Origin of the sequence: Actinosynnema sp. NPDC091369 (assembly GCF_044757065.1) — a bacterium.
Taxonomy (GTDB): Bacteria; Actinomycetota; Actinomycetes; order Mycobacteriales; family Pseudonocardiaceae; genus Actinosynnema.
Genome location: NZ_JBIVUG010000010.1, coordinates 274,930 through 287,316, shown reverse-complemented (window position 1 = coordinate 287,316; position 12,387 = coordinate 274,930). Strand labels below are relative to the sequence as shown.

The window sequence follows — 12,387 nt, the reverse complement described above, 5'->3', positions numbered from 1 at the left end:
ACCTGACCGGTGGTCACCATCGTCTCCACCGCGACACGCGAACGCGGGTCCTTCGCCAGCAACGCGTCGAGGATCGAATCGCTGATCGCGTCGCAGATCTTGTCCGGGTGCCCTTCGGTCACCGACTCACTGGTGAACAGCCTGCTGCTGTGCTGGCTCACGACACTCCCTAACTGTCCGATCCGCGAATGGTGTAAAGCTTACTGAGGGCGCGGGCGAGCGCGTCAACGTTCGACCGACGGAGCTACGGCGTCCCACACTGCGGACGCCAGCCGCGCCTTCGAGCCGTGCGGGATGGGGGTCTCGGCGCCGTCGGCGGACAGCAGCCAGCCGGCGTTGTCCTCGACCTCGAACGCGCGACCGTCGCCGACCGCGTTGACGACGAGCCAGTCGCAGCCCTTGCGCTTGAGCTTCGCGCGACCGTACTCCAGCACGCCCGTCGAGGCGTCCCCGGTCTCGGCGGCGAAACCCACGACGACCTGGCCGGGACGCCGCGCGGCGACCAGCTCGGCCAGGATGTCCGGGTTGCGGGTGAGCGCGACCGGGTCGGGGTCGCGGTCGGTCTTCTTGATCTTGTGCTCGACCAGGTCCACCGGTCGGAAGTCGGCGACGGCGGCGGCCATGACCACCACGTCGGCCGTGGCGGCGACGGCGTGCATCGCGTCCCGCAGCTCCAGCGCCGAGCCGACCCGCACCACGTCCACGCCGGCGGGTGCGACCAGGTCCGCGGTGTGCGCGGCGACCAGCGTCACGCGCGCGCCGCGCTGGGCGGCGACCCGGGCCAGGGCCCAGCCCTGCCGGCCGGACGAGCGGTTGCCGAGGTAGCGCACGGGGTCCAGCGGCTCGCGCGTGCCACCCGCCGACACGGCGACGTGCACGCCTTCCAGGTCGCGCGGCAGCGCGTCGGGGCGCGCCAGCAGCAACCGGGCCAGCTCGACGATCTCGGCGGGCTCGGGCAGCCTGCCCTTGCCGGTGTCCTTGCCGGTCAGCCTGCCGCTGGCGGGCTCGGCCACGATCACGCCGCGCGAGCGCAGCAGCGCCACGTTCGCCCGCGTCGCCGGGTGCTCCCACATCTCGGTGTGCATCGCCGGGACGAGCAGGACGGGGCAGCGCGCGGTGAGCAGCGTGTTGGTGAGCAGGTCGTCGGCCAGGCCGTGGGCGGCCTTGGCGATCAGGTTCGCCGTGGCGGGGGCGACGACGACCAGGTCGGCGTTCTGCCCCAGCTTCACGTGCGGCACCGACGGGACGTCCTCGAACACCCCGGTCTGCACGGGCTGCCCGGACAGCGCCTCGAACGTGGCCGCGCCGACGAACTTCAGCGCGCCGTCCGTGGGCACGACGCGCACGGCGTGGCCGGACTCGGTGAGCCGGCGCAGCACCTCGCACGCCTTGTACGCGGCGATGCCCCCGCCCACCCCGAGGATCACGGTGGGGCGGTCGGGGGCGGCGACGGGCTCGGTCACTCGCCCTCGGTGTGCTCGAGGAGACCCGCGTGGATCTCCCGGAGCGCGATCGACAGCGGCTTCTCGCGCGGGCCCGGCTCGACCAGCGGGCCGACGTACTCGAGCAGGCCCTCACCGAGCTGCGCGTAGTAGTCGTTGATCTGGCGCGCGCGCTTGGCCGCGTAGATCACCAGCGCGTACTTCGAGCTGACCTGCTCCAAGAGGTCGTCGATCGGCGGGTTGGTGATGCCCTCCGGAGTACCCGAGAGCGGGCCCAGCTCGGTGTGCGTGGTCACTCGTCAACGCTCCTGCGGTTCAGGGGTGGGTCTGTGTCGCCCCGTGCCGGGACGATCGGTCGGGACAACCGTCCCGCGCCTCGCGACACGCGTGCTCACGCGTCGGGCACCGGGCCGACCACCAAGTTTAGCAAGCTCTCGGCGGCGGACCGCACGTCGTCGTTCACCACGACCTCGTCGAACTCCGGTTCGGCCGCCAGTTCCTCCCTGGCGATCTCCAGCCGGCGCGCGACGACGGCGGGGTCCTCGGTGCCGCGACCGGTCAGCCGGCCGACCAGGTCCTCCCACGACGGCGGGGCCAGCATGACCAGCTGGGCCTCCGGCATCGCGACCCGGACCTGCCGGGCGCCCTGGAGCTCGATCTCCAGCAGGGACGGCGTGCCGGCCGCGAGGGCCCGCACGACCGGTGCCCTGGGGGTGCCGTAGCAGTTGCCCGCGAACTCGGCGTGCTCCAGGAACTCGCCCCGGGCGACCATCTCGCGGAACTCGGCGGCGTCGACGAAGTGGTAGTGCACCCCGTCGACCTCGCCCGGCCTCGGCTTCCTGGTGGTCACCGAGACGCTGAAGTGGATCTCCGGTCCCATCCGGCGCAGCTCGGCCAGCACGCTGGACTTGCCGACGCCGGACGGGCCGGACAGAACGGTGAGGCGGGGCCGGGCGCGAACGCCCGACCCCACCCCGGTGCCATCACTCACTCGCCGCTGAACTCGGTGAGCAGCGCCTTGCGCTGCCGCTCACCCAGGCCGCGCAGCCGACGGGACGGAGCGATCTCAAGGCGCTCCATGATCTGCTGCGCACGCACCTTGCCGACGCCCGGAAGCGCCTCGAGCAGCGCGGACACCTTCATCTTGCCAAGGACCTCGTCGCTCTCGGCGGCCTTCAGCACGTCCGTCAGGGTCGTGCCGCCACGCTTGAGGCGCTCCTTGAGCTCAGCCCGAGCGCGACGAGCGGCAGCAGCCTTCTCCAGCGCTGCGGCCCGCTGCTCCTCGGTAAGCTGGGGAAGGGCCACGATTTCCTCCGTGGTGTGGGAATTTCAATTCTGGATCGGTGCCGCGACCGTACCGAGCGCAATTGCCTGGGTACAACGTGGGTCCCAGTCAGGTGAATCTTTGTCAGCGCTGGAGTGGTTGCGGCGGGTGGTAGTAGTACCAACACCCTCCAACAGGCCCATCACCGCCACCGGTAACGCCCTGCGCACGCCACGTGTGGTATGCGCTCGATGGGTGATGGACCCGCCGGTGGCCAGGACCGTACCAGGGACCGTTTGCGCAGGTGAGCGGACCACGCGAAGCGTGTCGCGATTTGATCGTGATCACATCTCCAGGGAGCGCCGAACGGCGTCCACCGCCGACCGCAATTTTGCGGTTTCCGGGCCGTGCTTGAGCACGTCCCGGGAGGAGGTCGGGAGCACTCCGCGCAGCTCCGGCCCGAACAGCGCGCGCAGGTCCCCGACGGTTGCTCCCTGAGCGCCGAAACCCGGTGCCAAGACGTATCCGCCCAGGTCAGAGAGGTCCACGTCAAGCTCGTCGAGGGTCGCGCCGACCACCAGGCCGACATCGCCGAACGGCTCCGCGCCCGCGTTCGCCCGGGCCGCGGCGGCCACGATCGACTGCGCCACGGAACGCCCGTCGGAGCCCATCGCGCGCTGCACGGAGGCACCCTCGGGATTCGAAGTCAACGCGAGCACGAATATCCCGCGACCGCTCGCGGCGGCGGCTTCCCGCGCCGGGTCGAGCGAGCCGAACCCGAGGAACGGCGACACCGTGACCGCGTCGCCGGCCAGCGGCGAGCCCTCGGTGAGGTAGGCCGCGGCGTACGCGGCCATGGTCGAGCCGATGTCGCCGCGCTTGGCGTCCACCAGCACCATCGTGCCGCTGCCCCGCAGGTCGGCGATGACGCGTTCGAGCACCGCCACGCCCCGCGAGCCGTGCGCCTCGAAGAACGCCGCCTGCGGCTTCACCAGCGCCACCCGCCCCGCGAACGCCTCCACGCAGGTCAGCGCGAACCGCTCCAGCCCCGCGGCGTCCTGGGGCAGCCCCCAGGACGCCAGCAGGCCGGGGTGCGGGTCGATGCCCACGCACAGGGGTCCGTGCTCGGCGACCGCCTCCGCCATCCGTGATCCGAACCTCACGCGTCACCCCGCAGGGCCGCCTGGAGCGCCTGGAGGGGCCGCACGCCGATGTCACCGCGGATGGCGGCCTCGATGCCGTGCACGGCCGCCGCCGCGCCCTGGATCGTGGTCACGCACGGGATGTCCTTGGCCACGGCCGCGGTGCGGATCTCGTAGCCGTCGATGCGCGGCCCGTTGTTGCCGTACGGCGTGTTGATGATCATGTCGACGGTGCCGGCGAGGATGGCGTCGACGATGTTGTCGGCGCCCTCGAAGTGCTTGCGCACGATCGTGCAGGGGATGCCGTTCCGGCGCAGCACCTCGGCCGTGCCGGCAGTGGCCAGCACCTCGAAGCCCAGGTCGGCGAGCCGCTTGACCGGGAAGATCATGGCCCGCTTGTCCCGGTTGGCCACCGACACGAACACCCGCCCCGACGTGGGCAGGGAGCCGTAGGAGGCGGTCTGGGACTTGGCGTAGGCCATGCCGAACGACACGTCGATGCCCATGACCTCGCCGGTCGACTTCATCTCCGGGCCGAGCAGCGAGTCCACGCCCTTGCCCTCCGGCGTGCGGAACCGGTGGAACGGCAGCACGGCCTCCTTGACCGCGACCGGGGCGTGCGCGGGCAGCTTCGCGCCGTCACCGGTCTTGGGCAGCAGCCCCTCGGTCCGCAGCTGGGCCACGGTGGCGCCGAGCATGATCCGGGCGGCGGCCTTGGCCAGCGGCACCGCCGTGGCCTTCGAGACGAACGGGACGGTGCGGGAGGCGCGCGGGTTGGCCTCCAGGACGTAGAGCACGTCGTCCTTGAGCGCGTACTGCACGTTGAGCAGGCCGCGCACGCCGATGCCCTCGGCGATGGCCAGCGTCGAGCGCCGGACCGCGTCGATGTCCGACTCGCCCAGCGTGATCGGGGGCAGGGCGCACGCCGAGTCGCCGGAGTGCACCCCGGCCTCCTCGATGTGCTCCATCACGCCGCCGATGAACACCTCGGTGCCGTCGTAGAGGGCGTCCACGTCGATCTCGATGGCGTCGTCGAGGAACCGGTCGACCAGCACCGGGTGCTCCGGGCTGACCTCGGTGGCGCGCTGGATGTAGCCGCCCAGCGTCTCCTCGTCGTAGACGATCTCCATGCCGCGCCCGCCGAGCACGTACGACGGCCGCACCAGCACCGGGTAGCCGATCTCGTCGGCGATGGCCTTGGCCTGCGCGAACGAGGTCGCCATGCCGTACTTCGGGGCGGGCAGCCCGGCGTCGGCGAGGACCTGGCCGAACGCGCCGCGCTCCTCGGCGAGGTGGATGGCGTGCGGCGGGGTGCCCACGACCGGCACGCCCGCGTCCGCGAGCCGCCGCGCCAGGCCCAGCGGCGTCTGGCCGCCGAGCTGCACGATCACGCCGGCGACCGTGCCGGAGCGCTGCTCGGAGTGGAACACCTCCAGCACGTCCTCGAACGTCAGCGGCTCGAAGTACAGCCGGTCCGAGGTGTCGTAGTCGGTGGAGACGGTCTCCGGGTTGCAGTTGACCATCACGGTCTCGTACCCGGCCTCGCGCAGCGCCATGGCCGCGTGCACGCACGAGTAGTCGAACTCGATGCCCTGCCCGATCCGGTTCGGGCCGGAGCCCAGGATCAGCACCTTCGGCTTGTCCGGCTGCTCGGTCACCTCGGTCTCGGCGTCGGGGTCGAGCTCGTAGGCCGAGTAGTGGTACGGGGTGCGGGCGGCGAACTCGGCGGCGCACGTGTCGACCGTCTTGAACACCGGCCGCACGCCCAGGCGGTGGCGCAGGGCGCGGACGCCGTCCTCGCCGGCCAGCTCCGGGCGCAGCGCGGCGACCTGCCGGTCGGACAGGCCGGCCCGCTTGGCCTTGCGCAGCAGCCGCTCGTCCAGCACCGGCGCGGTCTCGATCTCCCGGCGCAGCTCCACCAGCCAGGCCAGCTGCTCCAGGAACCACGGGTCGATCCGCGAGGCTTCGTGGACCTGCTCGATCGTCGCGCCCAGGCGCAGCGCGCGGTCCACCGTGTACAGCCGGCCGTCGTGCCCGCTGCGCAGGGCGTCCAGCGTGGACTCCAGCGTCTCGTCCGGGTCCGGCGTGGTCCAGAAGCCCGCGGCCTTGGTCTCCATGGACCGCAGCGCCTTGCCCATCGCCTCGATGAAGCTGCGGCCGATGGACATGGCCTCGCCGACCGACTTCATGGTCGTGGTGAGGGTGCGGTCGGCGCCGGGGAACTTCTCGAACGCGAACCGCGGGATCTTCACCACGACGTAGTCGAGCGTCGGCTCGAAACTCGCGGGCGTTTCCCCGGTGATGTCGTTGCGGATCTCGTCCAGGGTGTAGCCGATGGCGAGTTTCGCGGCGATCTTGGCGATCGGGAAACCCGTCGCCTTCGACGCCAGGGCGGACGAGCGGGACACCCGCGGGTTCATCTCGATGACGACCATGCGGCCGTTGCCCGGGTGGATGGCGAACTGGATGTTGCAGCCGCCGGTGTCCACCCCGACCTCGCGGATGACCGCGATGCCGACGTCGCGCATGTGCTGGAACTCGCGGTCGGTGAGCGTCATCGCCGGGGCCACGGTCACCGAGTCGCCGGTGTGCACGCCCATCGGGTCGATGTTCTCGATGGAGCAGACGACCACGACGTTGTCGTTGCGGTCGCGCATCAGCTCCAGCTCGTACTCCTTCCAGCCGAGCACGCTCTCCTCGATCAGCACCTCGGTGACCGGGGACTCGGCCAGGCCGCTCGCGGCCAGCCGCTCCAGCTCCTCGGGGGTGTGCGCCATGCCCGAGCCGAGGCCGCCCATGGTGAACGAGGGCCGGATGACGACCGGCAGGCCCAGCTCGGCCACGGTCGCCCGGACGTCGTCCATGGTCTTGCACACCGCGCTGCGCGGCACGTCCGCGCCGATCCGGCGGACCAGGTCCTTGAAGATCTGCCGGTCCTCGCCGCGCTGGATGGCGTCGATGTCCGCGCCGATCAGCTCGACGTCGTACTTCTCCAGCACCCCGCGCTCGTGCAGCGCGATGGCGGTGTTCAGCGCGGTCTGGCCGCCCAGCGTGGCCAGGATGGCGTCGGGCCGCTCGGCCGCGATCACCTTCTCCACGAACTCCGGCGTGATCGGCTCGACGTAGGTGGCGTCGGCGAACTCCGGGTCGGTCATGATCGTCGCCGGGTTCGAGTTGACCAGGGAGACCCGCAGGCCCTCCTCGCGCAGCACCCGGCACGCCTGGGTGCCGGAGTAGTCGAACTCGCAGGCTTGGCCGATGACGATCGGGCCGGAGCCGATGACCAGAACGTGCTTGAGATCAGTCCTCTTCGGCATCAGCGGCCCTCGCCCATCATCGTCACGAACTCGTCGAACAGCGGTGCGGCGTCGTGCGGACCGGCCGCCGCTTCCGGGTGGTACTGCACGCTGAACGCGGGCACGTCCAGCACCCGCACGCCCTCGACCGTGCCGTCGTTGGGGCAGTAGTGGCTCAGCAGCACGCGGCCGAAGTCGGAGGTGAACTCCTCGCCCGGCTCGCCCTCCAGCGCGAACCCGTGGTTCTGGGAGGTGATCGCCACCTTCCCGGTCGCCACGTCGATCACCGGGATGTTGATGCCCCGGTGGCCGTAGCGCATCTTGTAGGTCTCACGGCCCAGCGCCCGGCCGAGGATCTGGTTGCCGAAGCAGATGCCGAACAGCGGCACCCGCCGGTCCAGCACGCCCCGGGTCAGCTCGACCGCGTGCGCCTGGGTGGCCGGGTCCCCCGGCCCGTTGGACAGGAACACGCCGTCCGGCTTGACCGCGACCAGGTCGTCCAGGGTCGAGGTCAGCGGCAGCACGTGCACCTCGATGCCGCGGGCGGCCATCATCCGCGGCGTGTTGGACTTGATGCCCAGGTCCAGCGCGGCCACGGTGAAGCGGCGCTCGCCGACGGCCTCGACCACGTACGGCTGCGGCGTCGTCACGTCGCCCGCCAGGTCGGCGCCCTTCATCTGCGGGGCGTTGCGGACCCGTTCCAGCATCTCCTCGGCGCTGCCCAGCTCGTCGCCGGAGAACACGCCGGCGCGCATCGCGCCCTGCTCGCGCAGGTGACGGGTCAGCATCCGGGTGTCGATGCCCGAGATGCCGACGACGCCCTGCCGGACCAGCTCGTCGTCCAGGCTGCGGGTGGACCGCCAGTTGGACGGCACGCGGGCCGGGTCCCGCACGACGTACCCGGAGACCCAGATGCGGCTCGACTCGTCGTCCTCGTCGTTCCAGCCGGTGTTGCCGATCTGGGGCGCGGTCTGCACCACGATCTGGCGGTGGTAGGACGGGTCGGTCAGGGTCTCCTGGTAACCGGTCATGCCGGTGGAGAACACCACCTCGCCCAGGCTCGCACCCACCGCGCCGTAGGGCTCACCGCGGAACACGCGGCCGTCTTCCAGCACCAATGCCGCGTTGGTCTTGACCGAGTTGTTCATGCGGGGCCTCCCAGCGCTTGCACCCACTGCTCGTACACGTCCTTGTCGTCGCCCCGGAACCCGGTGTCGAACACCCGGTCGCCGAGGTGCCAGCGCACGACCAGCAGGCCGTCCGCGGTCATCACCTTGCCCGCGAGCCCGCGGGCCGTGCGGGCGCCGTCGAGCTGCGCCGTGGGGATCCACAGGGCGCTCGCACCCGTGCGCTCCACCAGCACGCCCTGCTCGGTGAGCTTGAGGGTCGCCTCGGCCCGGTGGCCGATGTCGCCGACCGCGACCCGGTCCTGCCAGTCGTCGCCGATCGTGGTGCCGACGTACACGCCGGTCGTCTCCAGCATCGTCGCGCCGGTCTCGGCGGGCGGCTGGGGGAACTCGGGCAGCACCTCGGCCTGCCGGCGGGCGCGGCGCCGCCAGCCGTGCCACATGCCGTACAGGCACAGCAGGAAGATCGCCAGCACGGCGACGGACAGCAGCACGCGCGTCATTCGGCGATCCTTCCGCCGAGCGCCGTCACGCGCCCGCGCAGCAGCGTCGCCACCACCGCGCCGGGCAGCTCCATGCCCTCGAACGGGGTGTTGGCGGCGATGCTGGCGAACTCCGCGCCGCGCACCGTCCAGGTGGCGTCCGGGTCGACCAGGGTGAGGTTGGCGGGCTCGCCGACCTCGATCGGCCGGCCCTGGTCGGGCAGCCCCGCGATCTCGGCGGGCCGCTCGCTCATCACCCGCGCCACGCCCCGCCAGTCCAGCAGACCGGTCCTGACCATGGTCTCCACCACGATCGACAGCGCGGTCTGGAGGCCGAGCATGCCGGGCCGGGCCGCGGACCACTCGCAGTCCTTGTCCTGCACGGCGTGCGGCGCGTGGTCGGTGGCCACGCAGTCGATGACGCCCTCGGCCAGCGCCCGGCGCAGCACCTCGACGTCGGCCGCCGTGCGCAGCGGCGGGTTGACCTTGTTCACCGGGTCGTAGGTGGCCAGCCGCTCGTCGGTCAGCAGCAGGTGGTGCGGCGTGACCTCGGCGGAGACCTCGGTGCCGCGGGCCTTGGCCCAGCGCAGCACGTCCGCGGTGCCCGTGGTGGACACGTGGCAGACGTGCAGCCGCGCGCCCGCGTGCAGCGCCAGCAGGCAGTCCCGCGCCACGATCGACTCCTCGGCGGCGGCGGGCCAGCCCTGCAACCCGAGCCGGGACGCCTGCTCGCCCTCGTGCGCCTGCGCGCCGACGGTCAGCCGGGGTTCCTCCGCGTGCTGCGCGATGACCACGTCCAGCGCCTTGCTGTACTCCAGCGCGCGCCGCATGATCAGCGGGTCGTGCACGCAGTGGCCGTCGTCGGAGAACACCCGCACGCCCGCCTTCGCCATGGTGCCCAGCTCGGCGAGCTTCGCGCCCTCCAGGCCCACGGTGACCGCGCCGACCGGGTGCACGTCGACCAGGCCGACCTCCCGGCCGCGCCGGGCGACGTGCGCGACGACCACCTCGTTGTCGGCGACCGGGTTCGTGTTGGCCATGGCGAACACCGCCGTGTAGCCGCCCAGCGCCGCGGCGGCCGAGCCGGTGGCGATGGTCTCGGTGTCCTCGCGGCCGGGTTCGCGCAGGTGGGTGTGCAGGTCGACGAAGCCGGGCAGCAGGACCGCGCCGTTGCCGTCGACGACCTCCGCGCCCTCCTCCGCCACGGACCCGATCGCGGCGATCACGCCGTCGCGGACCAGCACGTCGACCGGGTCACCCTCGCCGTAAGGCCGTACTCCCCTGAGGATCAAGGGGTTCACGCGGTTTCCTCCTCGTGGGCAAGCAGGTGGTAGAGCACGGCCATGCGCACGTGCACGCCGTTGCGCACCTGGTCGGTGATGGCGGCGCGGGGCGAGTCGGCGACCGCCGAGGCGATCTCCATGCCGCGCAGCATCGGACCGGGGTGCAGCACGACGGCGTGCTCGGGCAGCAGCTTCAGCCGCCGCTCGCTCAGGCCGTAGGCGATCGAGTACTCGCGGGCCGACGGGAAGAACCCGCCGTGCATCCGCTCGGCCTGCACCCGCAGCAGCATCACCGCGTCGAGGCTGGGCAGCTCGGCGTCCAGCTCGTGGGAGACGGTGACCGGCCAGCTCGCCACGCCGGTCGGCAGCAGGGTCGGCGGCGCGACCAGCGTCACGTCCGCGCCCAGGGCGGTGAGCAGGTGCACGTTCGACCGGGCGACCCGGCTGTGCAGCACGTCGCCGACGATCGCGATCCGGCGTCCCCGCAGGTCGCCGAGGCGTTCCCGCAGGGTGGCCGCGTCGAGCAGGGCCTGGGTGGGGTGCTCGTGCATGCCGTCGCCCGCGTTGACCACCGACGTGCCCGCCTCGCGCAGCCAGCCGGCCAGCCGGTGCGCCGCGCCGGACGCCGGGTGCCGCACGATGACGCAGTCCGCGCCCGCCGCGGCCAGGGTCAGCGCGGTGTCGCGCAGCGACTCGCCCTTGCTCACGCTGGAGCCGGAGGACGAGACGTTCACCACGTCCGCGCTCATCCACTTGCCCGCGATCTCGAAGCTGACGCGCGTGCGGGTGGAGTTCTCGTAGAACATCGTGATGACCGTGCGGCCGCGCAACGTCGGCAGTTTGCGCACCTCACGGCCTTCGAGGGCCTGCTTGAGGCTCGCCGCCGTGTCCAGGATGGCGGTCGCCTGCGCCGGGTCGATGCCCTCGGTGGTGAGCAGGTGCTTCACCGCAGCACCACCCCGTCGCGCTGGTCGAACTCCTCCAGGAGCACGTGGACCTCCTCGGTGCGGGCCGTGGGCACGTTCTTGCCCACGTAGTCCGCGCGGATCGGCAGCTCGCGGTGCCCGCGGTCGACCAGGACGGCCAGCTGCACGGCGCGCGGGCGGCCGTGGTCGCGCAGGGCGTCGAGGGCGGCGCGGATCGTGCGGCCGGAGAACAGCACGTCGTCCACCAGGACCACGAGCTTGTCGTCGATGCCGCCCTCGGGCAGCTTCGTCGCCTCGAGCGGGCGGGTGGGGCCCCGGCGCAGGTCGTCCCGGTAGAGGGTCACGTCCAGCGTGCCGGTCGGCACCTCGACACCCGAGAACTCGGCGATCCGCACGGCCAGGCGGCGGGCCAGCGGCGCCCCCCGGCTCGGAATCCCCATCAGGACTACTGCGGGTGCGCTCGGTGCATCAAGAGCGGTCTTCTCGATGATCTGATGGGCCATTCGGGCGACAGTGCGCGCGACGTCGCCGGCCGACAGGAGCTCGCGCTCCCCGGCCGGGTCCGTCGCGCCACGTTGACGTGGCGCCACGGTTGGACCTCCTTCCCCGCCTCGCTGGACGGGTCCTTAAAGGACGTCGGACACCCGGCTGCGCCGGGCTGACCAGCACCGTATCAGGCGCGCGCGGTCAATCTTCCGGGTGGTGTGCGTGGTCTCGCCCACCTGTCCCATCGAGATCAGCTTGACCTGGTGACCACGGAGAGCAATCATTACTCTGCGTATTGATCTAAGCCTCCCCGCGGCAGTCCCCTACCGGCTGACGGGGCGAATGAACGGAGAACCGCCACATGGGCGACTACGCCAAGGCGCTGGGGGCAAAGCTCCGCGCGATCCGCCAGCAGCAGGGCTTGTCTTTGCACGGCGTCGAGCAGAAGTCCGGCGGTCGCTGGAAGGCCGTGGTCGTCGGCTCGTACGAGCGCGGCGACCGCGCCGTCACCGTGCAGAAGCTCGCCGAGCTGGCCGACTTCTACGGCGTCCCCGTGGCCGAGCTGCTGCCGGAGGGCCGGGTCCCGTCCGGTGCGGAACCCGCCACGAAGATCGTCATCAACCTGGAACGGCTGCAACAGCTGCCGGCGGAGAAGGTCGGGCCGCTCGCGCGGTACGCGGCCACCATCCAGAGCCAGCGCGGTGACTACAACGGCAAGGTGCTGTCCATCCGGACCGAGGACCTGCGCTCGTTGGCGATCATCTACGACATGACGCCCGGCGAGCTGACCGAGCAGCTCATCGACTGGGGCGTGCTGCCTCCCGAGGCCCGGCCGGCCAAGGAGGACTGAGCGCGCGAAAAGGGCCACCCGACGGGTCGGGTGGCCCTTTCGGCCTGGTCACGCGGGCCGCGGGGACGCGACCGGAGCACGGGCCGGGC

The 12,387-nt window shown here is 71.8% G+C and carries 13 protein-coding genes; 1 reads left to right on the top strand and 12 read right to left on the bottom strand.

The genetic code is table 11. The annotated features are described in order from the left end of the window. From ACIQMJ_RS31560 to pyrR, 12 genes are all read right to left on the bottom strand, one after another. On the bottom strand, window positions 1-161 hold a 161-nt coding region (locus ACIQMJ_RS31560; RefSeq protein ID WP_499764641.1), incomplete at its 3' end, for an S-adenosylmethionine synthetase N-terminal domain-containing protein. Between the two features lie 63 nt (window positions 162-224). Continuing rightward, window positions 225-1,463, bottom strand: a complete 1,239-nt coding sequence (coaBC, locus tag ACIQMJ_RS31555; protein WP_499764633.1) for a bifunctional phosphopantothenoylcysteine decarboxylase/phosphopantothenate--cysteine ligase CoaBC — start codon at window positions 1,461-1,463, stop codon at window positions 225-227. Next, window positions 1,460-1,738, bottom strand: coding sequence for a DNA-directed RNA polymerase subunit omega (gene rpoZ, locus ACIQMJ_RS31550; RefSeq protein WP_053721631.1), 279 nt, complete (start codon window positions 1,736-1,738; stop codon window positions 1,460-1,462). Before rpoZ ends, coaBC begins: the two co-directional genes overlap by 4 nt. Before the next feature lie 95 nt (window positions 1,739-1,833). After that, a complete protein-coding gene (gmk, locus tag ACIQMJ_RS31545; protein ID WP_499764632.1) occupies window positions 1,834-2,433 on the bottom strand; it encodes a guanylate kinase in 600 nt (199 codons plus the stop codon). Beyond that, on the bottom strand, window positions 2,430-2,747 hold the full coding sequence (gene mihF, locus ACIQMJ_RS31540; protein WP_033427832.1) for an integration host factor, actinobacterial type: 318 nt from the start codon (window positions 2,745-2,747) through the stop codon (window positions 2,430-2,432). Before mihF ends, gmk begins: the two co-directional genes overlap by 4 nt. Before the next feature lie 303 nt (window positions 2,748-3,050). Continuing rightward, window positions 3,051-3,851 carry an orotidine-5'-phosphate decarboxylase gene (gene pyrF / locus ACIQMJ_RS31535; RefSeq protein WP_499764640.1) on the bottom strand — a complete coding sequence of 267 codons (801 nt, stop codon included), beginning with the start codon at window positions 3,849-3,851 and terminating at the stop codon, window positions 3,051-3,053. Window positions 3,852-3,865: 14 nt separating this feature from the next. Beyond that, window positions 3,866-7,165 carry a carbamoyl-phosphate synthase large subunit gene (gene carB / locus ACIQMJ_RS31530; RefSeq protein WP_499764631.1) on the bottom strand — a complete coding sequence of 1,100 codons (3,300 nt, stop codon included), beginning with the start codon at window positions 7,163-7,165 and terminating at the stop codon, window positions 3,866-3,868. Beyond that, complete coding sequence (carA, locus tag ACIQMJ_RS31525) at window positions 7,165-8,292, bottom strand: glutamine-hydrolyzing carbamoyl-phosphate synthase small subunit (RefSeq protein ID WP_499764630.1); 1,128 nt, start codon at window positions 8,290-8,292, stop codon at window positions 7,165-7,167. Before carA ends, carB begins: the two co-directional genes overlap by 1 nt. Continuing rightward, window positions 8,289-8,774: a PH-like domain-containing protein gene (locus tag ACIQMJ_RS31520; RefSeq protein WP_499764629.1), complete on the bottom strand. Its 486-nt coding sequence runs from the start codon at window positions 8,772-8,774 to the stop codon at window positions 8,289-8,291. The genes carA and ACIQMJ_RS31520 overlap by 4 nt, the downstream gene beginning before the upstream one ends. Then, window positions 8,771-10,054, bottom strand: coding sequence for a dihydroorotase (locus ACIQMJ_RS31515; RefSeq protein ID WP_499764628.1), 1,284 nt, complete (start codon window positions 10,052-10,054; stop codon window positions 8,771-8,773). The genes ACIQMJ_RS31520 and ACIQMJ_RS31515 overlap by 4 nt, the downstream gene beginning before the upstream one ends. Continuing rightward, window positions 10,051-10,983 carry an aspartate carbamoyltransferase catalytic subunit gene (locus ACIQMJ_RS31510; RefSeq protein ID WP_499764627.1) on the bottom strand — a complete coding sequence of 311 codons (933 nt, stop codon included), beginning with the start codon at window positions 10,981-10,983 and terminating at the stop codon, window positions 10,051-10,053. Before ACIQMJ_RS31510 ends, ACIQMJ_RS31515 begins: the two co-directional genes overlap by 4 nt. After that, the gene (pyrR, locus tag ACIQMJ_RS31505; RefSeq protein ID WP_141982399.1) at window positions 10,980-11,552 is read right to left on the bottom strand and encodes a bifunctional pyr operon transcriptional regulator/uracil phosphoribosyltransferase PyrR; all 573 of its coding nucleotides are present in this window, start codon (window positions 11,550-11,552) and stop codon (window positions 10,980-10,982) included. Before pyrR ends, ACIQMJ_RS31510 begins: the two co-directional genes overlap by 4 nt. Before the next feature lie 257 nt (window positions 11,553-11,809). Between pyrR and bldD the strand changes: the two genes are divergently transcribed. After that, window positions 11,810-12,298 carry a transcriptional regulator BldD gene (gene bldD, locus ACIQMJ_RS31500; protein ID WP_015103676.1) on the top strand — a complete coding sequence of 163 codons (489 nt, stop codon included), beginning with the start codon at window positions 11,810-11,812 and terminating at the stop codon, window positions 12,296-12,298. Window positions 12,299-12,387 lie beyond the last annotated feature (89 nt).